The sequence below is a fragment of the Mesorhizobium sp. B2-5-7 genome (assembly GCF_006440875.1).
Classification (GTDB): domain Bacteria; phylum Pseudomonadota; class Alphaproteobacteria; order Rhizobiales; family Rhizobiaceae; genus Mesorhizobium; species Mesorhizobium australicum.
This window is the reverse complement of record NZ_VFUO01000001.1, coordinates 1,394,955-1,420,297: the sequence shown is the minus strand read 5'-3', so window position 1 is coordinate 1,420,297 and position 25,343 is coordinate 1,394,955. Positions and strand designations below refer to the sequence as shown.

General features: G+C 64.4%; 25 protein-coding genes. 18 read left to right on the top strand and 7 right to left on the bottom strand.

The genetic code is table 11. The features are described from left to right. The first annotated feature begins 1 nt into the window (after position 1). Together FJ543_RS07130 and FJ543_RS07125 are read left to right on the top strand one after the other, a co-directional pair. Positions 2 to 1,399, top strand: coding sequence for a pitrilysin family protein (locus tag FJ543_RS07130; RefSeq protein WP_140874378.1), 1,398 nt, complete (start codon positions 2 to 4; stop codon positions 1,397 to 1,399). Next, complete coding sequence (locus tag FJ543_RS07125; protein WP_140617132.1) at positions 1,396 to 2,268, top strand: patatin-like phospholipase family protein; 873 nt, start codon at positions 1,396 to 1,398, stop codon at positions 2,266 to 2,268. Before FJ543_RS07130 ends, FJ543_RS07125 begins: the two co-directional genes overlap by 4 nt. Positions 2,269 to 2,352: 84 nt before the next feature. Here FJ543_RS07125 and efp read toward each other — a convergent pair whose 3' ends face one another. Continuing rightward, the gene (efp, locus tag FJ543_RS07120; RefSeq protein ID WP_015318353.1) at positions 2,353 to 2,922 is read right to left on the bottom strand and encodes an elongation factor P; all 570 of its coding nucleotides are present in this window, start codon (positions 2,920 to 2,922) and stop codon (positions 2,353 to 2,355) included. Between the two features lie 114 nt (positions 2,923 to 3,036). Between efp and epmA the strand changes: the two genes are divergently transcribed. Then, a complete protein-coding gene (epmA, locus tag FJ543_RS07115) occupies positions 3,037 to 4,083 on the top strand; it encodes an EF-P lysine aminoacylase EpmA (RefSeq protein WP_140874376.1) in 1,047 nt (348 codons plus the stop codon). 24 nt (positions 4,084 to 4,107) lie between these two features. Here epmA and FJ543_RS07110 read toward each other — a convergent pair whose 3' ends face one another. Continuing rightward, on the bottom strand, positions 4,108 to 4,524 hold the full coding sequence (locus tag FJ543_RS07110; protein ID WP_015318351.1) for a VOC family protein: 417 nt from the start codon (positions 4,522 to 4,524) through the stop codon (positions 4,108 to 4,110). A 175-nt stretch (positions 4,525 to 4,699) separates the two neighbouring features. Here FJ543_RS07110 and FJ543_RS07105 point away from each other — a divergent pair, with 175 nt between their 5' ends. From FJ543_RS07105 to lpxK, 6 genes are all read left to right on the top strand, one after another. Further along, positions 4,700 to 6,043: a TldD/PmbA family protein gene (locus FJ543_RS07105; protein WP_140874374.1), complete on the top strand. Its 1,344-nt coding sequence runs from the start codon at positions 4,700 to 4,702 to the stop codon at positions 6,041 to 6,043. After that, positions 6,030 to 6,833, top strand: a complete 804-nt coding sequence (locus tag FJ543_RS07100) for a 3'(2'),5'-bisphosphate nucleotidase CysQ (protein ID WP_015318349.1) — start codon at positions 6,030 to 6,032, stop codon at positions 6,831 to 6,833. Before FJ543_RS07105 ends, FJ543_RS07100 begins: the two co-directional genes overlap by 14 nt. Before the next feature lie 77 nt (positions 6,834 to 6,910). Further along, complete coding sequence (locus FJ543_RS07095; protein WP_140661886.1) at positions 6,911 to 7,156, top strand: DUF4170 domain-containing protein; 246 nt, start codon at positions 6,911 to 6,913, stop codon at positions 7,154 to 7,156. A 5-nt stretch (positions 7,157 to 7,161) separates the two neighbouring features. Beyond that, a complete protein-coding gene (locus tag FJ543_RS07090; protein WP_140617128.1) occupies positions 7,162 to 7,953 on the top strand; it encodes a lysophospholipid acyltransferase family protein in 792 nt (263 codons plus the stop codon). Next, a complete protein-coding gene (gene waaA / locus FJ543_RS07085) occupies positions 7,950 to 9,266 on the top strand; it encodes a lipid IV(A) 3-deoxy-D-manno-octulosonic acid transferase (protein ID WP_015318346.1) in 1,317 nt (438 codons plus the stop codon). Before FJ543_RS07090 ends, waaA begins: the two co-directional genes overlap by 4 nt. A 1-nt stretch (position 9,267) precedes the next feature. Then, positions 9,268 to 10,293, top strand: coding sequence for a tetraacyldisaccharide 4'-kinase (gene lpxK / locus FJ543_RS07080; RefSeq protein WP_140874372.1), 1,026 nt, complete (start codon positions 9,268 to 9,270; stop codon positions 10,291 to 10,293). A 96-nt stretch (positions 10,294 to 10,389) separates the two neighbouring features. On the opposite strand, the gene FJ543_RS07075 is transcribed toward lpxK, so the two are convergent. Further along, a complete protein-coding gene (locus FJ543_RS07075) occupies positions 10,390 to 10,623 on the bottom strand; it encodes a DUF2093 domain-containing protein (protein ID WP_140617125.1) in 234 nt (77 codons plus the stop codon). Between the two features lie 114 nt (positions 10,624 to 10,737). On the opposite strand from FJ543_RS07075, the gene FJ543_RS07070 reads away from it, so the two are divergent. Continuing rightward, positions 10,738 to 11,340, top strand: coding sequence for a hypothetical protein (locus tag FJ543_RS07070; protein ID WP_140874370.1), 603 nt, complete (start codon positions 10,738 to 10,740; stop codon positions 11,338 to 11,340). A gap of 59 nt (positions 11,341 to 11,399) precedes the next feature. On the opposite strand, the gene FJ543_RS07065 is transcribed toward FJ543_RS07070, so the two are convergent. Continuing rightward, complete coding sequence (locus tag FJ543_RS07065; RefSeq protein ID WP_083883064.1) at positions 11,400 to 12,326, bottom strand: LysR substrate-binding domain-containing protein; 927 nt, start codon at positions 12,324 to 12,326, stop codon at positions 11,400 to 11,402. Positions 12,327 to 12,416: 90 nt separating this feature from the next. On the opposite strand from FJ543_RS07065, the gene FJ543_RS07060 reads away from it, so the two are divergent. Both FJ543_RS07060 and FJ543_RS07055 read left to right on the top strand, forming a co-directional pair. Then, a complete protein-coding gene (locus FJ543_RS07060; RefSeq protein WP_015318342.1) occupies positions 12,417 to 13,310 on the top strand; it encodes a DMT family transporter in 894 nt (297 codons plus the stop codon). Positions 13,311 to 13,443: 133 nt separating this feature from the next. Beyond that, positions 13,444 to 14,205: a hypothetical protein gene (locus tag FJ543_RS07055; protein WP_140874368.1), complete on the top strand. Its 762-nt coding sequence runs from the start codon at positions 13,444 to 13,446 to the stop codon at positions 14,203 to 14,205. Positions 14,206 to 14,225: 20 nt separating this feature from the next. Here FJ543_RS07055 and mutL read toward each other — a convergent pair whose 3' ends face one another. Together mutL and FJ543_RS07045 are read right to left on the bottom strand one after the other, a co-directional pair. Beyond that, positions 14,226 to 16,115: a DNA mismatch repair endonuclease MutL gene (gene mutL, locus FJ543_RS07050; RefSeq protein ID WP_140874367.1), complete on the bottom strand. Its 1,890-nt coding sequence runs from the start codon at positions 16,113 to 16,115 to the stop codon at positions 14,226 to 14,228. Positions 16,116 to 16,158: 43 nt separating this feature from the next. After that, positions 16,159 to 17,061, bottom strand: coding sequence for a LysR substrate-binding domain-containing protein (locus FJ543_RS07045; protein WP_015318339.1), 903 nt, complete (start codon positions 17,059 to 17,061; stop codon positions 16,159 to 16,161). Positions 17,062 to 17,153: 92 nt separating this feature from the next. Between FJ543_RS07045 and FJ543_RS07040 the strand changes: the two genes are divergently transcribed. From FJ543_RS07040 to FJ543_RS07015, 6 genes are all read left to right on the top strand, one after another. Continuing rightward, on the top strand, positions 17,154 to 18,704 hold the full coding sequence (locus FJ543_RS07040; RefSeq protein WP_140874365.1) for a trimethylamine methyltransferase family protein: 1,551 nt from the start codon (positions 17,154 to 17,156) through the stop codon (positions 18,702 to 18,704). Positions 18,705 to 18,748: 44 nt separating this feature from the next. Then, entirely contained in the window at positions 18,749 to 20,398 is a 1,650-nt protein-coding gene (locus FJ543_RS07035; protein WP_140617119.1) for an ABC transporter substrate-binding protein, read from the top strand. 71 nt (positions 20,399 to 20,469) lie between these two features. Next, positions 20,470 to 22,452: an FAD-dependent oxidoreductase gene (locus FJ543_RS07030; protein ID WP_140661891.1), complete on the top strand. Its 1,983-nt coding sequence runs from the start codon at positions 20,470 to 20,472 to the stop codon at positions 22,450 to 22,452. 52 nt (positions 22,453 to 22,504) lie between these two features. Continuing rightward, complete coding sequence (locus tag FJ543_RS07025) at positions 22,505 to 23,614, top strand: mandelate racemase/muconate lactonizing enzyme family protein (protein ID WP_140720887.1); 1,110 nt, start codon at positions 22,505 to 22,507, stop codon at positions 23,612 to 23,614. A gap of 145 nt (positions 23,615 to 23,759) precedes the next feature. Further along, a complete protein-coding gene (locus tag FJ543_RS07020; protein ID WP_140874363.1) occupies positions 23,760 to 24,236 on the top strand; it encodes a DUF3828 domain-containing protein in 477 nt (158 codons plus the stop codon). Positions 24,237 to 24,240: 4 nt separating this feature from the next. Then, a complete protein-coding gene (locus tag FJ543_RS07015; protein ID WP_140617116.1) occupies positions 24,241 to 24,849 on the top strand; it encodes a hypothetical protein in 609 nt (202 codons plus the stop codon). An 8-nt stretch (positions 24,850 to 24,857) separates the two neighbouring features. Here FJ543_RS07015 and queF read toward each other — a convergent pair whose 3' ends face one another. Then, entirely contained in the window at positions 24,858 to 25,319 is a 462-nt protein-coding gene (gene queF / locus FJ543_RS07010; protein ID WP_015318332.1) for a preQ(1) synthase, read from the bottom strand. Between the last annotated feature and the right edge of the window lie 24 nt (positions 25,320 to 25,343).

The window sequence follows — 25,343 nt, the reverse complement described above, 5'->3', positions numbered from 1 at the left end:
GATGACGAACCAGTTTAGCGGCGCATTGACCTCTCCCCGCCAGGCTCTCCCTTCTCCCCTCGCGCGAGAAGGGAAGGCCCTCCACGCCCTCGCAACCTTCTTCCTCTCCGTCCTCTTCCTGGTTCTGCCGGCGCTTGCCGCCCGCGCCATGGAGATCCAGTCCGTTACCTCCTCGAAAGGCGTCACGGCCTGGCTGGTCGAGGACTATTCCGTGCCGGTGGTCGCCGTCCGCTTCGTCTTCGGCGGCGGCTCGACGCAGGATCCGGTGGGGAAGGAGGGCCTTGCCAACCTGATGACCGGCCTGTTCGACGAGGGTGCCGGCCCGCTCGACTCGGAAGCCTTCCAGATCAAGCTCGACGATGCCGGGGCCGAAATGAGCTTCGACGAGACCCGCGATGGCATCTACGGTTCCATGCGCATGCTTGCCGAACAGCGCGACGAAGCCTTCGACCTGTTGCGTCTGGCGGTCAAAGAGCCGCGCTTCGACCAGGCGCCGATCGACCGCATCCGCGCGCAGGTCCTGTCCGGCATCATCGCCAACGAGAACGATCCCGACACGGTGGCGCAGAACCGGTGGGCGCGCGCCGTCTATGGCGACCACCCTTATTCGCGCTCCGACCAGGGCACCAGGCAGAGCATCGCCGCCGTCACGCAGGCCGATCTCGAGGCCCTGCACAAGGCGGTGTTCGCGCGCGGCGGCTTGCATGTCGCCGTGGTCGGGGCCATCGACCCCGAGACCCTGAAGAAGAAGCTCGACATGGTGTTCGGCGACTTGCCGCGGGACCAGGCGCTCGCTCCTGTAGCCGATGTCGAGCCCAAGCTGGCGCAGCATATCGAGGTCAATTACGACCTGCCGCAGACATCGCTGCAGCTCGCCTGGCCGGGCGTGAAGCGCAAGGCGACGGATTTCTTTCCGGCGGTGCTGATGAATGAGATCCTCGGCGGTGGAACTTTCACCTCGCGCCTGTTCCAGGAGGTGCGCGAAAAGCGCGGGCTCGCCTACAGCGTCAATTCCTCGCTGGTCAACCAGGACCATGCCGATGCGCTGATCGTCACCACTGGGACGCGCTCCGATCGCGCGGCCGAGACGCTCGCTATCCTGCGCGACGTCGCCAAGCGCCTGGCCGAGGATGGCCCGACTGAGGCCGAACTGGCGGCGACCAAGAAATATCTGATCGGCGCCTATGCGATCAGCAATCTGGATTCGTCGAGTTCCATCGCCGCCACGCTTGTCGAGCTGCAGATCGACGATCTCGGCATCGACTACATGCAGCGCCGGGCCGACTATATCAACGCGGTGACGATCGATCAGGTCAAGGCGGCGGCGAAGAAGCTGCTGACGGCGGAGCCGACCATCATGGTGGTCGGGCCGCCGCTGGCGGGAGCCGGCAAGGGATGAGCCCCACTTTCGGCATAGCGTTCGGCGGTGGCGGCGCGCGCGGTCTGGCGCATATCCATGTCATCGAGGCGCTGGACGAGCTCGGCATCAAGCCGGTGGCGATAGCCGGCTCGTCGATCGGCGCCATCATGGGCGCCGGCATGGCCTCGGGCATGACCGGCAAGGATATCCACGACTATGCCCGCTCGATCCTCGGCCGCCGTGCCGAGGTGGCGAGCCGCATGTGGCGGGCGCGGCCGGGCACGATCGCGGAGGCCATGCAAAATGGCATCCGCGTCAGCCAGTTCAATGTCGAGCGCATCCTGAAGGCGTTTCTGCCCGAGGCTATTCCCGAATCCTTCGCCGGATTGAAAATCCCGCTGAAGGTGACAGCAACCGACTATTTCGGCCACAAGCTCGCCGTGTTCGACGATGGCGACCTGCATTCCGCCCTTGCGGCCTCTGCCGCCATTCCTGCCGTCTTCCGTCCGGTGACGCGCGACGGCAGGCTGCTGATCGACGGCGGCATCTACAACCCCGTGCCCTTCGACCTGATCGAGAAGGATGCCGATATCATCATCGGCGTCGACGTGGTTGGCGCGCCGGAAGAGGCCGACCGCAAGCAGCCGACCTCCGTCGACCTGATGTTCGGCGCCACGCAATTGATGATGCAGTCGATCATCGCCAACAAGCTGAAACAGTGCCAGCCCGACATACTGGTCCGCCCGGCGGTATCGAAATACCGCGTCCTCGATTTCCTGAAGATCGAGGCCCTGATGAGCGAGACGGTTGAAATCAAGGATCGGCTGAAGCGGGAGGTGGAGGTCGCAATTGAACGGCGTTCCGCCAAGGTCGAAGCAAAAAGGACAAGAACACCAGCCAGGTCGTGATCGCGGTCAGCGAGACTGCGAGGCTACTTTGTGCCGTGTCGGCGGGGCATCAATGCCGAGGCGGCAACAATGCCTCCGCTTCGCTCAGTCCTTCGCCCGCTCCACATAGGATCCGTCCGCCGTCATCACCACGACGCGGGTGCCGGGCGCGATGTGCGGCGGCACGGTGGTGCGCACACCGTTGGAAAGCACGGCCGGCTTGTAGGAAGACGATGCCGTCTGGCCCTTGGTCGTCGGCTCGGTCTCGACCACTTCGAAGGTGGCGCGCTGCGGCAGCACCAAGGCGATAGCGATGCCGTTGAACTGTGACACCTGCACCGGCATGCCTTCCTTCAGATAGGGCGCCGCGTCGCCGACCACGGCTTCCGACACCGCCACCTGGTCGTAGGTTTCCGGGTTCATGAAGTGATAGCCTTCGCCATCGGCGTAAAGGAAGGTGTGCTCGCGCTCCTCGACATAGGCGCGCTCCACCTGTTCGGTGGTGCGGTAGCGCTCCGACACCTTCACCCCGTCGCCGATGCGGCGCATATCGAGCTGCGTCACGGGCGTGCCCTTGCCTGGGTGGATGTTTTCGGCAAAGAGGATCACATAAAGCTTGCCGTCCTTGTCGACGACATTGCCTTTGCGGAGCGAACTGGCGATGACTTTCACCACGGTTTTAAATCCTGCGAGAGTTGACTGGCGTTTGCCGGCTTGCGCGGCGCTGAATGGGGGCCTAGCGCATCTTGGCGCGAACCGCCAGCCCCCTCGGCGAACCGAAGCGCGCTGATGACCGCCGCGTCGCCCTGGTGGACGCCGCATGTCCATGCCGACCGCCGTCCGCGCCTGATGCTGCGCAACGGGCTGACGGCTGCCTTGCGCGACTGGTTCGCCCGCAACGACTTCATCGAGGTGGAGACGGCGGCGCTGCAGGTCTCGCCCGGCAACGAGGCGCATCTGGCGGCCTTCGCCACCGAAGCGGTCGGGCCGGATGGCGCCCGCTCGCCGCTTTATCTCCACACCTCGCCGGAATTCGCCTGCAAGAAACTGCTTGCGGCGGGTGAGCAGCGCATTTTCAGCCTGGGGGCCGTCTACCGCAACCGTGAGCGCGGCCCCTTGCACCATCCCGAATTCACCATGCTCGAATGGTATCGGGTGGGCGAGACCTATGAAAGCCTGATGCGCGACTGCGCCGATCTGCTGGCGCTGGCCGCGACACGGGCAGGGGCCACGCACTTCTCTTTCAGGGGCCGCGACTGCGATCCGTTTTCCGAACCGGAGCGGCTGACCGTGGCGGACGCCTTCAGCCGCCACGCCGGGATCGATCTGCTGGCCACGGTCGCGCCCGACGGCGGCACGGACCGGGACGCGCTGCATGCCGCTCTGATCCAGGCCGGTCTGCGCACCGCGCCTGACGACAGCTGGGCCGATTTATTCAGCCGCGTGATGGTGGAAAAGATCGAACCCAATCTCGGCCTCGGCCGCGCGACCATTCTTTGCGAGTACCCGGTCGCCGAGGCGGCACTGGCGCGGCCGAGCCCGAGGGATCCGCGCGTCGCCGAACGCTTCGAGCTCTATTGCTGCGGCGTCGAGCTCGCCAACGGCTTTGGCGAACTGACCGACGCGGCCGAGCAGCGCCGGCGCTTCGTCATCGAGATGGACGAGAAAGAGCGCGTCTATGGTGAGCGCTACCCGCTGGACGAGGACTTCCTCGCCGCGTTGGCCATCATGCCGCAGGCCAGCGGCATCGCGCTCGGCTTCGATCGGCTGGTGATGCTGGCGACCGGCGCGCAGAAGATCGAGGACGTGATCTGGACTCCGGTCGCGGCATCTTGAAGACGGGCTGCCGCCCCTTTGATCTCAATGCGCGAAAACCTGCTCCAGCGAGCGAAAACCCTTGAATTCCAAGGCATTGCCCGAGGGATCCCGGATAAACAATGTCGCTTGTTCGCCGGGCTCGCCCTTGAAGCGGACCATCGGCCGCTCCAGCCAGTCTATGTCGTCGCGCGCTTCCAGCCGCGTCGCCAGACGCTGCCAGTCGTCCATCAAGAGCACAGCGCCGAAATGCGGGATCGGCACCAAAATGCCGTCGACCTTGCCGTCGCTTGCAGCTCGCGCGGCCTGCGGCCGCAAATGCGCCGACATCTGGTGGCCGTAGAGGTCGAAATCGACCCAGGTCGCCGACGAGCGGCCGATCGCACAGCCCAGCACCTCGCCATAGAAAGTTCGGGTTTCATCAAGATCACGGACTGGAAAGGCAAGATGGAAAGGCGTCATGGCGAAGGCTCCAGTTAGGCAAAAACCGCGACGTCCGCTCTTTGCGGGCGCTTCGATGGCGATTTGGTCGCAACATCCTGATTGCCCTTCGGCCATTGCACAAGCGGCAGTGGAACAATAGATGGTGCGGCAGCACCTGCCTTCCGGACAGGCTGAAGAAAACAGGATCAAGTGCATGACCGACAAGCTCGACGCCGCGAAATTGACGGACCGTGTCGCGGCCCTGGTCGAGGCCGCCAAACGCGCTGGCGCCGATGCCGCGGACGCCGTCGCGGTGCGTGGCCGCTCGACCGGTGTTTCGGTGCGGCTTGGCAAGGTCGAAAACACAGAGGCGTCCGAGGGCGACGACGTTTCGCTGCGGGTGTTCGTCGGCCAACGTGTGGCCAGCGTATCGGCCACCGCCGCGTCCGATCCGAAAGCCCTTGCCGAGCGCGCCGTCGCCATGGCCAAAGTGTCCCCCGAGGATCCCTACCAGGGTCTTGCCGACCCCGCGCTGCTCGCCAGACAGACGCGCGATCTGGACCTGTTCGATGCAACCGAAGTGTCGGCGGACCAGTTGAAGGAGGCGGCCCTTGCGGCCGAGGCGGCGGCTCTCGCCGTCAAGGGCGTAACCAATTCGGCCGGCAGCAATGCCAGCGCCGGGCTGGGCGGGCTGGTTCTGGCCACCTCGCACGGTTTTCTCGGCCAGTATGTCGCCTCGCGCTTTTCGCGCTCGGCCAGCGTGATCGCCGGCGAGGGCACCGGCATGGAACGCGACTACGAATTCTCCTCGCGCCAGCATTTTGCCGATCTCGACGCGGCCGAGGATATCGGCCGCCGGGCCGGCGAACGGGCCGTGCGTCGCCTTGGCGCGCGCAAGGCGGCGACCGGATCGGTCGACGTGGTGTTCGACCCGCGCGTCGCGCGCGGCATTGCCGGCCATATCGCCGGGGCCATCAACGGCGCTTCCGTCGCGCGAAAAACCTCGTTCCTGCGCGACATGATGGGCAAGCAGGTGGCCGCGTCCGCCATCACCGTCACCGACGAGCCGCTGCGGCGCCGTGGCCAGGCCTCGCGCCCATTCGATGGCGAAGGCGTCGAGGGCGAGAAGCTCCTGATGATCGAAAAAGGCGTCCTCAATCACTGGTTCCTATCGACATCGGCGGCCCGGGAGCTCGGCCTCGTCACCAACGGGCGCGGCACGCGCGGCGGCTCCTCCGTCTCACCGTCTTCCACCAATCTTGCCATCGAGCCAGGCGAAAGGTCGCCGGAAGACCTGATCGGCTCGCTCAAGAGCGGCTTCTACGTCACCGAAGTGTTTGGCCAGGGCGTAGACATGCTCACCGGCGAATACAGCCGCGGCGCTTCGGGCTTCTGGATCGAAAATGGGGCGCTTGCCTATCCGGTCGCCGAAGTCACCATCGCCTCGAACCTGAAGACGATGTTCCTCAACATGATGCCCGCGAATGACCTTGATCGCAATTTCGGCACCGCCGCCCCGACGCTCCTGATCGAAGGCATGACCCTTGCCGGAGCATGAGCTGACCACCGCCGGTGCCGATCTGGACCTGCCGCTGCTGCGCGACGCCGCCCGCGAGGCGGGTCTCATCGCCATGCGCTACTTCGGCAATAATCCGCAGGTCTGGATGAAGGGCGGCACCTCGCCGGTCAGCGAAGCCGATCATGCCGCCGATGCGTATCTGCGCCAGACGTTGCTTGCGGCACGGCCGGATTATGGCTGGCTGTCGGAAGAGACGGCCGACGACCCGGCGCGGCTTTCGGCGCGCCGCACCTTCGTTGTCGACCCGATCGACGGTACGCGCGGCTTCCTTGAAGGCCAGCGCGCCTGGTGCGTCAGCGTCGCCGTCGTCGAGAATGGCCGCACGCTCGCCGGCGTGCTCGAATGCCCGGCGATGGACGAGACCTATTCCGCGCTGCCAGGCCAGGGCGCATTCCGCAACGGCAAGCGCATTGCGGTGCGCAAGCCAGGCGACAAGCCCGAGATTTCCGGCCTGAAGCAGTTGATCGACCTGATGCCGGCCGGCTGGCAGGAGCGGCTGCAACGGGCGCCCTACAGCCCTTCGCTTGCCTACCGCCTGGCGATGATCGCCAGTGGCACGCTCGACGGCACCTTCGTCAAGCCGAACGCGCATGACTGGGACATCGCCGCCGCCGACCTCATCCTGCGCGAGGCAGGTGGCCAACTGCTCGACCCGCATGGCCACGCGCCGTCCTATGCCGGCGAGGTGACCCGCCACGGTGCGCTCGCGGCCGGCAGCGGCGAACTGCTGGCCGTGCTGGTCGACGTCATAGCCGGGCTGGATGGCTGAAAGCGTTTTTCGAAGGTTCCAAAGTCGGCGGCTTTGGTCTAGACCTGTCACAAACTCACGATATGTGAAGGACCGACATGGCCGCGGAAGACGGAAAGAAACAGCTTTTGCATCTGGTGTTCGGCGGCGAACTGAAGAAGCTTGGCGGCACCGAGTTCCGCGATCTCGATGCGCTCGACATCGTCGGCGTCTATCCGGATTATCAATCCGCGCACACGGCGTGGAAAGCCAAGGCGCAGGCCAGCGTGGACAATGCTCATATGCGTTATTTCGTCGTTCATCTGCACCGTCTGCTGGATCCCGATAGCAAGGCCACCGGTTGACTTCGATGGAGCATGATCTGGCGAAAGAGCCAGCCGGCGAGGCCGCGCCCACGGGCAGGGGCCGCAGCCGTACGACCAAGGCCTTCTGGCGCAGGATTCGCGAACCGCTCGCGCAGTCGCGATTCGTCAAGAACGCCATTGCCAGCCTGCTCGCGCAGTTCGTGCGGCTGGTTCGCGCGACCAGCCCCCTGGTCGCCGGATCGGCGCGCTTTTCGGGCGGCGCCTATGCCGAGTTCGAGCCGGGGATCATTGCTCTGTGGCATGGCCAGCATCTTTTGACGCCGGCCTATTACCCCAAGCGCAAGCCGCTGGTTGCCATGGTGTCGCGTAGCGCCGATGCCGAGCTCAACGCCCTGATGCTGGAGAAATTCGGCATCGAGGCGGTGCGCGGTTCGGGCGGGCGCGACAATGCCAGGCATCTCGACAAGGGCGGGGCCAAGGCGCTCATCGCCCTCAAAAAGTCGCTCACATCAGGCAAGAACGTCGCCATGATCGCAGACATTCCCCATGGTACCCCGCGCGATGCAGGGCTCGGTATCGTTCTCCTGGCTCGCCTCTCCGGCCGGCCGCTGCTGCCCGTCGCCATCGCCACCAGCCGCCGCAAGGTGCTGGAAAAGAGCTGGGACAAGACCACTATCAACCTGCCCTTCGGCCGCTCCGCCGTGACCATCGGTACGCCGATCTTCGTGGCGGCGGATGCCGATGACGCCGAAATGGAGCGCAAGCGCCAGGAAATCACCACCGCCCTCAATGCCGCGACCGCCGAGGCCTACCGCCTCGTGGATGCTCCGCGGTGAGCGGCCGCTGGGCCCGCACCATGTTGTCGGCATACCGTTTTGCCGGCGCGGCAGCCTATCCGCTGGTCGGGCCTTATGTCGCCTGGCGCACCTCGCGCGGCAAGGAAGACCGCAATCGCCGGCGCGAGCGCTACGGCGTCGCCGGACGGCCGCGCCCCGAGGGCCCGGTGATTTGGATCCATGCCGCGAGCGTCGGCGAGACCTTGGCCGTCGTGCCGCTTGTCGAAAGCATCCTCGACTATGGCGTCAACATCGTGCTGACGACCGGTACGGTCACCTCGGCCCAGGTCGTCGACGAGCGGCTCGGCGACCGCATCATTCACCAATATGTGCCACTCGATCTGAAGCCGGCGGTCAGCCGCTTCCTCGATCACTGGAAACCCGATCTGGCGATCATCGCCGAATCCGAGATATGGCCGATGACCATCCTCGAACTTGGTGCCCGCCACGTGCCGCAGGTGCTGGTCAATGGCCGGCTCTCCGATCGCTCCTTCATGTCTTGGAAGAAGCGGGCCAACATCGCCGAGGCCCTGTTCGAGAATCTGGCCCATGTCGTTGCCCAGTCCGACGTCGACGGCGAGCGTTTTCGGGCGCTCGGCGCCCGGCCGGTCACGGTGTCGGGCAATCTCAAGGTCGACACCAACCCGCCGCCGGTCGACTTGCGAGCGCTTGGCACATTGCAGCGGCAGATCGGCGATCGGCCGACCTGGGCGGCGATCTCGACCCATGATGGCGAGGAAGTGGTCGCTGCGGAAGTTCACGCGACGCTGCACAGGCGTCACCACGGCCTTTTGACGATCGTCGTTCCGCGCCATCCCGATCGGGCCGAAGCCCTTGCCGCGCAGATTTCCGGCATGGGCCTTAAAGTCGCGCGGCGCAGCAAGGGCGACCGTATCGGGGCCGATACCGATATCTTGCTTGGCGATACGATCGGCGAAATGGGCTTGTATCTCCGGTTGACCGAAATCGCTTTCGTCGGCCGCTCGCTGACCTCCGAAGGCGGCCAGAATCCGCTTGAGCCGGCCATGCTCGACACCGCCGTTCTCGCCGGGCGCAACGTGCAGAATTTTCGCGAGGCCTATCAGCGCCTGCTCGACAGCGGCGGCGCCAAGCTGGTGCGCGACCGCGACATGCTGGCCGGCGCCGTCAATTTCCTCCTGACCAACGAAGTGGCGCGCCACGAGATGATGGCGGCGGGGATCGCGACTGTCGAAGAGATGCGCGGCGCACTGGCACGCACGCTCAAATCGCTCGAACCCTATATCCAGCCGCTGGTGGTCAAGGCGCGCCTGAAGGGCGCCAACGGGCGTTAGAATGGCCTCCGAAGCACCGCCATTCTGGTGGGAAGAGCCGGACTGGAAGGTCCTGGCGCTGTCGCCGCTGTCGGCTGTCTACGCGCTGGTTGCCGGTCGCGGCATGCGGCGGGCCCGGCGCGAGAAGATCCAGGCGCCGGTTCTGTGTATCGGCAATTTCACCGTCGGCGGCACCGGCAAGACGCCGGTGGCGATCGCGCTCGCCCAACAGGCCAAGCGCATGCATCTGAAGCCCGGGTTCCTGTCGCGCGGCCACGGCGGTTCCTTCGCCGAGCCGCATGTCGTCGATGTCAGCCATGACAGCGCCAGGCATGTCGGCGACGAACCGCTGCTGCTGGCCGAACATGCCCCGGTGGCGGTGACGCCGAACCGTGCCGCCGGCGCCCGGCTGCTGCTGGAAAAACACGGTTGCGATTTCCTGATCATGGACGACGGCTTTCAGAGCGCGCGCATCCACATCGATTATGCGCTGGTCGTGGTCGATGCCCGCTACGGGATCGGCAATGGCCGCGTCATCCCGGGCGGTCCACTCAGGGCCAAGATCGTCGACCAGCTGGTTTTCACCAGCGGGCTGCTGAAGATGGGCGAGGGCACGGCCGCCGACGCCGTGGTCCGCCGAGCCGCGCGTGCCGGCCGGCCGATCTTCGAGGCCCACACGGAGCCGAGCAGCACGGCCGGGTTTGCCGGAAAGCGGTTCCTGGCCTTTGCCGGCATCGGTCATCCCGAAAAGTTCTTCGACACGGTGCGTGACGCCGGCGGCGAAGTGGTCCTGTCCAGGCCCTTTCCGGACCATCACTTCTACGCCGAGGACGAGCTTGCCGAACTGGCCGCGACGGCACGCGCCGAAGGCCTTGGCCTGATCACCACCGCCAAGGACGCCGCCCGGCTCCGTCACGGCGCCCCGCAGGACTTTCTCGACCGTCTCGACGTGCTGGAAATCGACACTGTGTTCGAGCTTGATCACGTGCCCGAACGCATCATCGAGGAAACGCTCGATGCCTGGCGGCAGCGCAAGCTGAGGAACTGAAGCTATTCCAAGAAAAAGTGCGTGGCGGTCTTCAGTCCGGAATTGCGTAAAACAATGAAGGAGAGCGGGTCAGATTCTATCAAACGCTGAGCCGCTCTAACTCCGTTTGCGCAACTCCGGGTGCACCTCGATTTCGCGGCGCAGCGATGCGATGGCGTTCACGTAGGGCTCCTGCCTGGCGACGCTCCAGTATTTCAGCTCGTCCAATGGGATATTTTCGCCTGTCACCGCGCAGCGCACGAACGAGCCCGGGCTGGTGACCTGGAAATCGCCATCGAGATAGCGGATGCGGGCTTCCTTGCCGCCCGGGCCTTCGAAACGGTTCATCATGCAACGGCACTTGAGTTCATCGGGATTCAATCGCCATAAATCGTGGGCAAGGTCAAGCTTGGCGCAATGCTCATATAATATTGCGGTACGGCACAATGGTTGTCAGGAAGCGCCATGGACATCGCCAATGCCAGTATGACGTCTTTGCTGAAAGAAGCGCTCATTCCCGGGCCGGTGCCTTCGCCCAGGGCCGATCCCGCGACCGCGGCTCTGGTCAAAGCGCTCGTCCAGCCGGCGGCGCCCGGGATGGTGCAATCGGCGCAGTTCGCCGCCCAGGCGCTGCAAGGCTCGCTACCGCGGCCGGCCGGTCAAACCTCGCAACGCCTGTCCTCCCCCGAGATCGAGGATGCCTACCGGGCCGTCATGGAACCTGACGCCGCCACCCACCATGCATTGGCACGGGCCTCGACGGGTGGGGCAGGGACGGACACCGATCAGGCTTCGCGCGGCTTCGCTCCGCCGCGGATAACGGCCAACGACAGCCCCCCCAAACTCGCGGCGCCGCCGGCCCTATCCACATTCTCGCCGGCCGTCGCTTCGGCCGCGGTGCTGGTCGCGGCCAATGCCAACGCGCCGCAACCGCGCGGCGCCTCCATCCGTCCAGCGGGCCATGCTCCCCGATCCGAGCCAGTTCCGTCGTCGCTGTGGACGATATCGATCGTGACGGCCATCGTCTCGGCCGCAACCACCACGATCGTGCTTTTGCTGTTCCGTTAAGCGAGTATCACGCGATTTCCAGCAGCGGCCGTCACGTATTCTCCGAGATGCGTCAGAGCCTAATCCTCATCCTGCAGGAAAGCTTCCAGCCTTGCCGAAGCAAGCCCGGCCTGTTCGGCAATGCGCCTGGCGAGATCCGCGGCGGCCGCGCGCGGCCGGCCCACCGGACGATCCAGCCAGTAGGAAACGGGATTGAGCACGGTGCGATCGTCAACGGCGACGAGGCGGCCGGACTGTATCTGGTGCTCGGTGAGCGGCGGCCGCGCCAGCGCGATGCCGAGGCCATGAGCCGCTGCATCGAGCACCAGATTGTAATCCTCGAAACGACGGTCTTGCGGGCGCGGCCGGTAGTCCATGTCCTGCGCGGCCAACCAGGCGCGCCAGCCCGAAGCGTCGGAATCGTTGATCAGCGGGAATTTGAGCAGCCGGGCTGGATCGCCGCTGCCGATCTCCCGTGCGAGGCCCGGCGAGGCGATCGGGAAGAGATATTCTTCGAACAGTTGCACCGAGACACGGCCCGGGATGCGGCCGCGACCGCAGCGCACCGACAGATCGATGCCTTCGTCGGCGAGATCGGCCTGGCGGTTGTCAACATCGAGCACGATGCGCAGGCGGGTGGGATCGTTCTCCAGCGCCGCCATGCGCGGCATCAGCCACAGGCCGCTCACCGAAGGAATGGAGGCCAGGCGCACCACCGCGGTGCCGCGCGGCTCCACCCACCGGTCGGAATTGACCGAGATCAGCGCGAAGGCTTCGGTGGTCCTGAGATGCAGGCGATTGCCTTCGTTGGTCAGCGTCACGCCGCGCGCGCCGCGCTCGAAAACCTTCAGGCCAAGCCAGTCCTCGAGTTTGGCGACCTGCCGGCTGACCGCGCCATGTGTGAGGTTGAGTTTTTCGGCGGCGGCCGAGAAGCTCCCCGTGCGCGCCGCCGCGTCGAAAGCGCGCAACGTCTCCAAGGGCAGCATACTGTTCGAGCTGTGATCCATGCTCACAGGTGACCCTCGATTTGGTCGTTTGTCAATTGACCTGGAAAGGCGTTTCCTGCTCCCGAGACCTGAAGAATCCGAGGCACTGGGATGAGCATGACGACAGGCACGTTGAATTCGACACAGCGGATGGACACCACGGCCGCCATTGCCGTGGCGCTGACGGTGATCGGCTGGGCCTCCGCCTTCCCGGCGATCCGGGCCGGGCTCGCCGCCTTTCAGCCGCTGGAGCTTGGCGCCCTGCGCTTTGCCATCGCCGCCGTGCCGGCGGCGATCTTCCTTGCCGTCAAGCGTCCGGCTCTGCCCAGGATTGGCGATCTCTGGCGCTTCGCCTTTGGCGGCGCCATTTTCGTCGCGCTCTACACGGCGATGCTCAATTTCGGCGAACTGACGGTCTCGGCCGGAGCGGCGGGCTTCATCATCAATGTCAGCCCCATCTTTACCGCCATCATGGCAATGGCGCTGCTCGGCGAGCGCTTCTCCGGCCTGGCCTGGATCGGCACGGTCATCTCCTTCGCCGGCATCGGCATCATCGCCGTCGCCGACGGGCATGGCCTTCATTTCAATGCCGGCGCGCTGCTGGTACTTGGCTCGGCCCTCTGCTCGGCCGTCAACACCATCGTCCAGAAGCCGCTGTTTGCCCGTCATCATCCGCTGACGATCGCGGCGTCCAACATGGTGCTCGGCGCGCTCTGCCTGGCGCCCTTCCTGCCCACCGCTCTGCAACAGGCCGCTGTCGCCAACACTGCCGGCCTCGGCGCCGTCATTTATCTCGGCATCGTGCCGAGCCTGATTGCCTATGCGGCGTGGGCAACCGCGCTGTCGCGCCTGCCGGCGGCGCGTGCCTCGAACTTCCTCTATCTGGTCTCGCCGATGTCGGCCCTGATCGGCTTCTTCTGGCTGGGCGAGGTGCCGACGCTGCTCGGCATCCTCGGCGGCGCGCTGGCGCTCGGCGGTGTCATCGTGGTGAATTTGAAACGCTGATTCAAAAGCTTGCGATCTTTCCCTGACTCGTGTCGGGAACCACCGATTTCATCGCCAGTTGACGGCTGCCGCAAGGCAAGGCAACTGTCACTCGGTCTTGGCGGATGGTCGTCGCGGGCGCTGCGAGGTCGGGATGGGAAGACGTTTTATCTCAACGGTCGTTTGCTTGTTGCTGCTTAACGCGAAAGCCGTCGCGGGTTGGTACCACGTGGAAAACTACAAGGGTTTCCTCGGGCCGTCTCCCATCCATTTCTCCATACAGACATATGATAGCTTAGGCAGCGCGCCAAAGGTCGATGGAAGCTACTTCTACGACGCGAAGCAGAGCCCGATTGCGCTGTATGGCACGGTCACCGGCACCAAGTTCGTGCTTTGCGAGATTTCAGACGACAAGGAATTCTATCGGATAATTGTGCAGGGGCCGAGACCCGCTGTGGATACCACAAGCTGCCCATTCTCCCTCGACCTCAATGGAAACGGTGTGACCGGAAGCTGGAGCAAGGGCACGGATAGATATCCCGTCACCCTCAAGAAAATAGCGAGCCTGGATGACACCGGCGAGGCGAAGATCGACGGCACCGTCGAGATTTCCTTCTGGGCGCAGACAGCCACCGACAGGTTTTCGGGAATTTACACGAATACCAGCGCCGGCCTCTGCATGGAAAAAATGCGTGTCATCAAAAAGAGCAGCCGCAAGGTTGTCCAGGAAATTACCTTCGCCGATGATGACGTGTGCAGTGCCGGCATGCTGATGACGACCATCTATATGAACGTCGAGAAATGGGTGGAGCGAGGCAAGGACGTCATTTCCGTGAATTTTCGAGGCGGTGGCGCCGGAACCGCGGTCGATTACGTCTTCAATTCACGGACAAGGAAATATCAGCGGAGGAAATGAGGGCTGGCCGCGCAGCCGGTTCACCGCCGCCCGAACAGCCGCTCGATGTCGGCCAGCTTGAGCTCGATGTAGGTCGGGCGGCCATGGTTGCAGGTACCGGAACCCGGCGTCGCCTCCATCTGGCGCAGCAGAGCGTTCATCTCCTCGGCCTTGAGCAGCCGCCCGGAGCGCACCGAGCCATGGCAGGCCATGGTGGCGGCGATCTTGTCCAGCCGTTCCTTGAGCGTCTCGACCGTATCGTTGTCGGCAATCTCGTCGGCAAGGTCGCGGACCAATTGCTGGACGTTGGTCTCGCCGAGCATCGACGGCGTCTCGCGCACGGCGACCGCACCCGGTCCGAAACGCTCGATGCCGAGGCCGAAGCGGGCGAGCGTTTCGGAATGCACGGCCAGCCGCTCGGCGTCCTCCTCCGGCAGGTCGATAATCTCGGGCAGAAGCAGCATCTGTGACGGCACCGGCCGCGCGTGCAGCGCGTTCTTCAGCGCCTCGTAAACCAGCCGCTCATGGGCCGCGTGCTGGTCCACGATGATGAGCGAATCCCTGGTCTGGGCGACGATATAGTTCTCATGCACCTGCGCGCGCGCGGCCCCCAGCACCGCGCCGAGCAGCGTCTCCGCCGCCTCGCTCTGCCCGGCGCGCGCATCGGCGCTGGCAAGCGGGCCGGCATCGAACGCGGCTTGCTCATTTTCGCCAAATCCGCCCTGTCTTGCGCCGGTGCGTTCAAAGCCCGGGCTGTCGAATTGCATGTCGAGCGGCCGCTGCGGCGAGCGCGCGGGATCGAAGCCGGCGGCGCCTGAAGCGCGATAGGCCGCATCGTAGCTGCGATGGCCATTGGCCGGGCCGGGATGCGCATAGGACGGGCTGCCCGGCCGGAACGCTGCCATCATGCCGGCGGCGCCGGTGGTGGCCGAGCGGATGCCGGCATCGGCCAACGCCTGCCGGATCGCGCCGACGATCAACCCGCGCACGAGGCCCGGATCGCGGAAGCGGACATCGGCTTTGGCCGGGTGGACGTTGACGTCGACGATGGCCGGATCGAGCGAAAGAAACAGTACCGTCACCGCATGGCGGTCGCGCGGCAGGACGTCGGCGAAGGCGCCACGGATCGCTCCGGCGATCAGCTTGTCGCGCACCGGGCGGCCGTTGACATAGGCATATTGCTGCAATGCGTTGGCGCGGGTGAAGGAAGGGATCGACACATGGCCGGTCAGGTGCACGCCTTCGCGCATCGCGTCGATGGCAATGGAATTGTCGGGAAAGTCGGCGCCCATCACCTGCGCGACCCGGCGCAGGCTGCCATCCGCGCTATCGTCGGTCGCCGGCAGTTCCAGCGTCGTGCGGTCGGAACCGGCCAGCGTGAAACGCACCGTGGGAAAGGCGATGGCGATGCGCTTGACGATGTCGCTGATGGCCGAGCTTTCGGCGCGTTCGCCCTTCATGAATTTCAGCCGTGCCGGCGTGGCGAAGAACAGGTCGCGCACCTCGACCGTGGTGCCGCGATTGGCCGCCGCCGGCTTGATTGGCAGGACGCGGCCGCCCTCAATGCCGATCTCTGCGGCGCTGTCGCTAGAGGCCGTGCGCGAGCGGATCGACAGCCGCGACACCGAGCCGATCGATGGCAGCGCTTCGCCGCGAAAGCCGAGCGAACGAATGTCGTTGATATCCTCGGTGAGCTTGGAGGTGCAGTGGCGTGCAATGGCCAGCGCCAGTTCCCGTTCAGGAATGCCGAAGCCGTCATCGGTGACGCGGATCAGGTTCAGCCCGCCGCCCGATGTGACGACTTCTACCTTGCTGGCCCCGGCATCGAGCGCATTCTCGACCAGTTCCTTGACCACGCTCGCCGGACGCTCGATGACTTCGCCGGCGGCGATCTGGTTGATCATCGTTTCGGAAAGCTGGCGGATGGGCATGCTCTGATCTTACACGGATTCGGTGGGCGCGCGCGAGGCCACTTTACGCCTGCGCCAGAAGCCAATCCCTGACCTTGCGCGCATTGTCGCTGAGCTCGCGGTTCTTCGGCCAGATGACGTAGAACGCGGTGCCCGTCTTCATGATGTGGTCCGTCACCGGCACCAGCAGCCCGGTCGACAGCAGCCGCTCGACAAGGTGGCGCCAGCCGAGCGCGATGCCTTGCCCCTCCATGACCGCCTGGATCACAATCGCATAGTCATTGATGCGCAAGCCACGCTCCGCATTGCGGAGACTGGCTCCGGCCGATTGGAACCATTCGTCCCAGTTCGGGGCCTCGCGATAGGGCTCTTCCAGATGAATGAGGCGGTGTGTCGCCAGTTGCTCGACGGTCTCGGGCCGGCCGAATTTCGTCAGATAACTGGGACCCGCGACCGGAAAGATCTCTTCGTCGGAGAGCGCTAGCGAGTGGTAGTCCGGCCAGTCGCGTGGCACGCCTCCGCGCACGGCAAGCGGAATGCCTTCCGCGATGATGTCGAGATCTCGGTCGCCGGTCTGGATGCGCAGATCGATGCCCGGCAATTCATCGCGGAACCGCTGCAGGCGCGGCATCATCCAGAACGAGCCGAAGGCCGTCGAGGCGGCGAGCGTCACATGGCCACCAGTCGCCTGCAGACGCAGGTCCTCCGCCGACTTGCGGATGTGGGAAAGACCGAGCGAGACGTCGGCATGGAAGCGCTCGCCGGCCTCGGTCAGGCTGACCTGGCGGTGGCGGCGCTGGAACAGCGTGGCGCCAAGCTGTTCCTCCAACCCACGCACGGCATAGGAAACTGCGGCCTGCGTCATGCCGAGCTCGCGCCCGGCGGCGGTGAAACTCGACAACCGGCCGGCCGCCTCGAAGACGATCAGGCTGCCGGCGGAGGGCAGGAGGTGGCGAAGGCTTCGCATAAGCTCAGCTTATACAAGAGATCAGGATTTTCCAGCGTCACAGTCGAATTTCACCTCGCTAAGTTGACCGGGATCGAAGGGATGGAGGCTCCATGAACGCACCGGCCACTGAATTGACCGAGCAAACCCATCGCCGTGGTGGTGGCCGTCTCGGGCGCAAGGCGATGAGGAGCGCGCCGATTGCCTCGTTCCCGACCCTGGTGCGCCAGATCCCGGTCTATGAGATCGTTCCCGATGAGGCGGTGGAACTGATCCACGAGGAGTCGCTCAAGATACTCGAAGAAGTGGGCTGCGAATTCCGCGACGACGGAGCCATCGAGCTCTGGAAGGCGGCTGGGGCCGATGTCAGGGAAACGCGCGTGCGTATCGACCGCGCGCTGCTGATGGAGCTCGTCTCGAAAGTCCCATCCGAATTCACGCTCCATGCGCGCAATCCCGAGCGCACGGTCCGCGTTGGCGGCAAGAACTCGATCTTCGTGCCGATGTATGGCGCGCCCTACATACGCGACCTCGACAACAACAGGCGCTACGGCACGCTTGCCGACCTCAACAATTTCCACAAGCTCGCCTACATGGCGCCGGCGCTGCATTCCTCGAGTTCGGTCATCTGCGAGCCGATGGAAATCGCCGTGCCGAAGCGGCATCTGCACATCATCCATTCGGCGCTGAAACATTCCGACAAGCCGTTCATGGGCATCGTGACGTCCAAGGAGCGCGCCGAGGACACGATGGCGATGGCTGCAATCGTCTTCGGCGAGGAGTTCGTCCGCGAAAACCCGGTGCTGGTGGCGATCACCAACTGCAATTCGCCGCTGGTCTGGGACGCCACCATGATCGACGCGATGCGGGTCTATGCAAGCCACAATCAGCCGCTGATCCTGGCGCCGTTCGCGCTCTGCGGCGCCTCTACCGCGGCGTCGGCCGTCGGCGCGGTGGCGCAGGTCAATGCCGAGGCGCTCGCGGGCGTGGCCCTGACCCAGCTCATCCGTCCCGGTTCGCCCCAGATCTACGGCCAGTTCATGGTCACGGTCGACATGAAGACCGGCGCTCCCATGGGCGGCACGCCGGAGGCCGCCCAGATGATGTATCTGATGGGTGCGCTGGCGCGGAAATACAAACTGCCGTGGCGCACATCGGGCTTTCATGTCGGCTCGAAGCTCAACGATGCCCAGGCTGGCTATGAGGCGAACATGCTGATGCATGCAGCCATCCTCGCCGGCGCCAACTACATCTGGCATTCGGCCGGATGGCTGGAAGCGGGGCTCACCTGCGGTTACTCGAAATTCGCCACCGACTGCGAACAGCTTGTCGGCTGGTACAAATATGCCGGCGGCCTGCCTTTCGAAGATTTCAAGGAAGCGATGGCAGCGATCCGCGAAGTCGGGCCGCAGGGCCATTTCCTCGGCACCCAGCACACGCTCGAGCATTTCGAGAAGGCTTTCTTCATGCCGAGCATCATGGACTTCAACTCCTACGAACAATGGAAGGCGGAAGGGGCGAAGGACCACGACACGCGCGGCCGCGAGAAGGCGCGCAACATGCTTGCCGACTATGAGGAGCCGAAACTCGACGAGGGCATTGCCGACGGTCTCAAGGATTTGATCGCGCGGCGCGAGGAAAAACTGCCTGACAGCGTTAGTTGAAAAAGCAGGCAAAGACCTCACGGGAACAACAAGGGGAGAATGACATGACGATTTTCAGAAGCAACGGCGACCGTGTGCCGCCCGCTATCGAAGCGATGGCGGCGGAAGCGAAGGCGGGTCGCATGGACCGGCGCGAGTTCCTGGCGCTGGCTAGCGCGCTTGGTGCGTCGACGGCATTTGCCTATGGCATGATCGGCCTCGCCGCGCCGACGCAAGCTGTGGCCGAGGAACCGAAGAAGGGCGGGACGCTGCACGTCTCGATGGCGGTGAAAGCGCAGAAGGATCCGCGCACTTACGATTGGGTGGAACTGGCCAATATCTCGCGTTGCTGGCTGGAGCCGCTGGTGCGCTACACCAGGCAATTTACCTTCGAGCCGGTGCTGCTCGAAAGCTGGGACATCAACGACGACGCCACCGAATACACGCTGCATGTGCGCAAGGGCGTCACCTGGAACAATGGTGATGCCTTCAGCGCCGATGACGTGGTGCACAATGTGACGCGCTGGTGCGAGAAGGGCGTCGCCGGCAACTCGATGGCGGCCCGCGTCGGTGCGCTGATCGATGCCAAGACCGGCAAGGCCAGGGACGGCGCCATCACCAAGGTCGACGACAACACGGTCAAGCTGAAGCTCAGCGAGCCCGATATTTCGCTCATTCCCAATTTCACCGATTATCCGGCGCTCATCGTGCACCGCAATTTCGACGCCGATGGCGCCGACCCGATCAAGAAGCCGATCGGCACGGGAGCGTTTGAGTTGGTCTCTTACGACGTCGGCCAGAAGGCGGTGGTCAAGCGCCGCGAGAACGGCAAATGGTGGGGCGGCGAGGCGCCACTCGACGGTATCGAATTCATCGACTACGGCACCGATTTCAACGCCACGGTGAACGCGTTCGATTCCGGTGAAATCGACCTCAATTTCGAGTCGCCCGCCGACTTCATCGACATTCTCGACAAGATGGGGCTGCAGAAGTCTGAGGTCGCGACCGCCACCACGCTGGTTGCCCGCACCAACATCACGCACAAGCCATACGACGATCAGCGCGTTCGCAATGCGCTGCAGATGGCGGTCGACAACAACGCGGTGCTGCAGCTCGGCTATAACGGCCGCGGCACGGTCGGCGAGAACCACCATGTCAGCCCGATCCATCCCGAATACTATGCCCTGCCCAAGAAGGAGCGCGACGCCGCCGGCGCCAAGAAGCTGATGGCGGACGCCGGTCAGGCCGACTTCGAGCACGAGCTGATCACCATCGAGGACGACTGGCAGAAGAACACCGGCGACGCGATCGCCGGCCAGCTGCGTGACGCCGGCATCAAGGTCAAGCGCACGGTGCTGCCGGGCTCGACCTTCTGGAACGACTGGACGAAATATCCCTATTCGATGACCATCTGGTACATGCGCCCGCTCGGTGTCCAGGTGCTGGCGCTGGGTTATCGCACCGGCGAGGCGTGGAACGAATCGGCCTATTCCAATCCCGATTTCGACGCCAAGCTCAAGCAGGCGCTCTCGCTGATCGACGTCGCCAAGCGCAAGGAGGTGATGAAGGATGTCGAGCAGATCCTGCAGGACTCCGGCGTCATCATCCAGCCGTTCTGGCAGAAGCTCTACAGCCACACGAACAAGAAGGTGAAGAACTACGGCGTCCACCAGACCTTCGAGATGGACCTCCAGAACGTCTGGCTGGACGCCTGACGCCAGAAGTTCTGCCACACAGCGCCGGCGCCCTTGCGCCGGCGCAATGCCGCCGATGGGGAAGAATTTGCATGTCCGGCCGGGTCTTCAAACGTTTGTTCGAGCCGGCCACCTTGCGTGGCAAAACATTGCGCAACAGGATCGTGTTTGGAGCCCATACGGCGAACATGGCCGAGAACGGGCTGCCGACCGAACGCCATGTCGGCTACTACGCCGAACGCGCCATCGGCGGGGCCGGCATGATCGTGGTCGAGCCGATGCCCGTGCATCAGGCCGCCGTGCTTACCCGTGGCAATTTCAGCCCGTCCGATGACCGCGTCATCCCGCATTTCCGCAAGGTGACGGAGGCGATCCGCGGCAACGGCGCCGTCGCCATCCAGCAGCTCTACCATGTCGGTCAGCACGCGGACGCGGACAACTCGTTTCACCCCGGTTGGTCGCCTTCCGGCCTGCCGAGCTACCACGATTCCGACGGCTCGCATCGGATGTCCGAAGCCGAGATCGAAGAAACGATCGACGGCTTCGTCCAGGCCGCGCGCCGTTGCCACCAGGCCGGCTTCGACGGCGTCGAGGTCTGGGCGGCGTACCATTCGATGCTGGACCAGTTCTGGACACCTTGGTCGAACCGCCGGGACGACCGATGGGGCGGCAGCCTCGAAAACCGCACCCGCATGAGCCGTGAGGTGATGACCAGGATTCGCCGGGAATGCGGCGATGATTTTATCATCGGTCTCGCGATCAATGATGAGCCCGAAGTCGAAGTGGCGCTGAAGCGCGAAGCGCTGGCCGAGATCATCGACCTCCACGACCGCGATGCCTTGATGGACTATGTCACTTGCGGAACGGGTTCCTACTTCGATTTCTACAAGATCATGCCGACCTTTGTTTACCCGGAGAAGCTCGGTGCCGACCTGGCGTCCGTGCTCAAATCCACCGTGCGTCACGCGTTGATCACCGCCGAGAGCCATATCCGCACGCCCGAGAACGCCGAGAGCGTGCTGAGCGAAGGCCGTGCCGATCTCGTTTCCATCGTGCGTGGGCAGATCGCCGATCCGCATCTGGCTGCAAAGGCTGCCGCCGGCCGGCCGCAGGACATTCGCGGCTGCCTGTCCTGCAACCAGATGTGCTGGGGCCGGCGCAGCCGTGACTACTGGATCAGCTGCGTCATCAATCCTTCCGCGGGGCGGGAATGGGAGTGGGGCGGCGACCGCTTTGCTCCGGCCGGCCAGCCGAAGCGCGTACTGGTCGTGGGTGGCGGCCCGGCCGGTCTCGAAGCGGCGCGCGTGGCGGCCGAGCGCGGCCATCGCGTCACGCTGGCCGAGGCATCCGACCGCCTTGGGGGGCAGTTCCGTCTTGCCGGACTGCAGCCGCGCCGTGCCCAGATTCTGGACCTGATCGACTGGTATGAGCGCCAGCTCGGCCAGCTCCAGGTCGACATCCGCTACGGGCAGTATGTCGAAGCCGACGATGTCGAGCGCGAAGGCGCCGATCACGTCATCGTGGCGACCGGCTCAATGCCACCGGACGGCGCTTTCCAGCGGGCCTTGCCGCACTGGGAGAGCATTCCGGGCGGCGGTCCGGTGCTCTCGGCCGAAGCGGTGATGGCGCGCGAGGCGAGGCCGGGAAAAAATGTTCTCTTGCTGGACGATGGCGGCAATTGGAAGGGCTGCGGCACCGCCTGGAAACTCGCCGAGGATGGTCACAATGTAACGCTTGTGACACCGGACGCCCTGGTCGGCAAAGAGCTTCAGCGAATGGCCGTCGATGCGCCGCTGCGACGGGCACTCGCCAAGCTGAAGGTGCGGTTTGTGACCGAGAGCGCCGTCGTTCATTGGGACGGCAGGGTGGCCAGGATCGCTTCGCTGCTCGACGGGACCGAGCAGCAGGTCGAGGCCGACGCTTTGGTCTTCGCCACCACCAGCATGGCGCAGGACAGCCTGTCCATCGAGCTCGAAAGGCGCGGAATTGCGCATACCTCCATCGGCGATTGTACCGCCTCCAGACAGGCGGCATTTGCCATTCATGACGGGCGCAAGGTGGCGCTTGGTCTTTGACCATGGCGAAAGGCGCCAGACCAGGCAAGGCATGAACGAGGCTGATGTCTGAATGCGTATCAGGTCAATCAAAGTCTATCAGATGCTTCTGCCTGTTAAAGGCGGTGCCTACCGGATGGCCAGCGACACCGTGCAGAATTTGGACAGCACGCTGGTTGAAGTCACCACCGAGGATGGACTGTCAGGCTGGGGTGAGACTTGCCCGATCGGCCCTGTTTATCAACCCCAGCATGCTCTGGGCGCGAGAGCGGCAATTGCTGAAATAGCGCCGGGACTTATCGGCGAGAACACAGCGTCCATGCGCCGCCTCGCCAAACGAATGGACGAACGGCTGAACGGTCACAACTATGCCAAGGCGGCCTTGGACATAGCTCTCCTCGACCTCGCCGGCCAGTGGCTGGGCGTCCCTGTTTCAACACTTCTCGGTGGTGCGCTCACCGATCGCGTGCCGTCATACTACTCGACGACCGTCGGTGCTCCGGACGAGACCGCGCGTATTGCCGCCGACAAGGTCAATGCCGGATATCCACGGCTTCAGATCAAGATCGGCGGGCGGGATCTCGAACAAGACGTCGCCACTGTGCACAAAGTATGGGAGGCGGTTGGCTTCAGGGCCCGCATAGCCGTCGACGCCAATCGCGGCCTGACCGCTGCCGCGGCGCTGCACATCGATCGGCTTTGCCAGGCAATCCCGTTCGTGTTCGAACAGCCTTGCAACACCATGGAGGAAGTCGCTGGTCTCAAAGGGCGCGTTACGCATCCGATCTATCTCGATGAGAGTACCGAGGATTTGAATGCCGTGCTTCGGGCAGTTTCGTCAGGTATCGCCGACGGATTCGGATTGAAGGTCACCCGTCTTGGTGGTCTGACCAAGATGGCCACTGTCCGCGACCTGTGTGCGATACGATCTCTTCCGCACAGCTGCGACGATGCCTGGGGCGGAGACGTCATCGCCGCGGCATGCGTCCACCTCGCCGCTACCGTCGAGCCGAGACGTTTTGAGGGAGCCTGGATCGCGCAGGAGTACATCGAAGGGCATACTGATCCCGCAAACCCGATCGTGATCGAGAACGGGCATATACGCGTCCCGCAGATCCCAGGGCTCGGTGTCAAGCCTGAGCGCTCCCAACTCAACGCGCCGATCGCCACTTTCGGAAACTAAGGATCGTTGGATTTGATCTATGCAAGCAGACGCGCCGCCCGGAGGAGGCTTCATGAGCCGCAAAAAAGCCGATATGCACGATGCGTGGTATTGATTGCCTTCCGCAGTCAAACATTCGGGGAAATCCATGCATTCGGGGAAATCCATGAAACTGCTGCTCGCTGCCATCCTGTCGATTGCCACACCAGCCGCGGCATTGGCCGGCCCGGCGTCCGACGCCGTGAAGTTCTTCTATGTCCCGCAGGTCAAGTTCGAGGCCGACGCGCAATACCGCGATCGCTTCACCGAGCCGGTGACGAAACTGTTCGACCTCAACGACCAGGCCAACAAGAAGAATCCGGACCAGGTCGCCTGTATCGACTTCGACCCCGGCCTCGACGCGCAGGATTTCGACCAGAAGGCCCTTTCCAGGACACTGAAGCTGTCCGAGACGGTGGAGGGCGATACGGCGCAGGTGGTGGCGAGTTTCCGTCTTTTTCCCGAAGGAGACGATTCGCAGCGCGAAATGCACTGGTCGCTGAAGAAGGTCGACGGCAAGTGGAAGATATCGGACATTGCATCGAAGACCAGCGACTGGACGCTGAGCCAGCTCGAATGCATGGCGGGCCAAGATCCGGAGTGATGCGATGGCCGGTCGCACGCTTCTTTTGTTCTCGGCCGTGTGCCTGCTGGCGGCGGACTTGAACGGCGCGGCCGCTCAGGGGCTGTTGGGCGCGCCGCCGGCAAAAGCTCCGGCCGGGACCGCGCCCGATGACAGCGTGACGCCGCCGGCAACCCCGCCTGGCGGCGCCGCGGAGCCGCCGACCCCACCCGTCGCATCGCCGCCAAGCGAGCCTGCCGCTCCAATCCAGCCGGGGTCGCCGACAGCGGTGGTGCGGCCGTTCTACGATCAGGTCGGCCTGGAGGTCGATCCTGCTCAGCGCGGCCATTTCATCGATCCGGCGAAAGCCGTGCTCGACAAGAGCGATGCCTTGCGCAAATCCGGGCAGGGCGAGTGCCTGGACCCCAACATGGCGCTCGACAATGCGGACTACGACAAGGCCGAGATCGACAAGAGCCTGAAGACGCTCGAAGCGATCAATGGCGACCAGGCCAAGGTGATCGTCGCCTTCGTCGTCGCCGGTAACCCGCACCGCCTCGAATGGAAGTTCAAGAAGGTCGATGGCGAATGGAAGATAGCGGACCTTTTGTCGGTGACCGGCGAATGGGCGCTCAGCCAGTACCAGTGCGAATGATGGCCGAACTAGCCGCGCCCGCGATAGGGGGTGACGCCGGTATCCGGCAGCCAGGCGCCTTCGGGCGGAGCGCCGGTCTGCCAGAACACATCGATCGGAATGCCGCCGCGCGGATACCAATAGCCGCCTATGCGCAACCAGAGCGGCTTGGTCGCGGCCACGATGCGGCGTCCGATCATCACCGTGCAGTCTTCATGGAAGGCGCCATGGTTGCGAAACGAGGTCATGAACAGCTTGAGCGACTTCGATTCCACCAGGGCGGCATCGGGTGCGTAGTCGATGACGATGTGGGCGAAATCCGGCTGTCCGGTCACCGGGCAGAGCGAGGTGAATTCCGGGCAGGTAAAGCGCACGATCGCCGGCGGCCCGTCGCCGCGCGAAAACGGCACGGTTTCCAGGACCGCGGCTTCGGGGCTCTGTGGCGTCTCGACGTGCGTGCCGAGCTGGGTGAGATTTTTGGTATCGATCATATGCGGTTTCCCTTGGATTTGCCG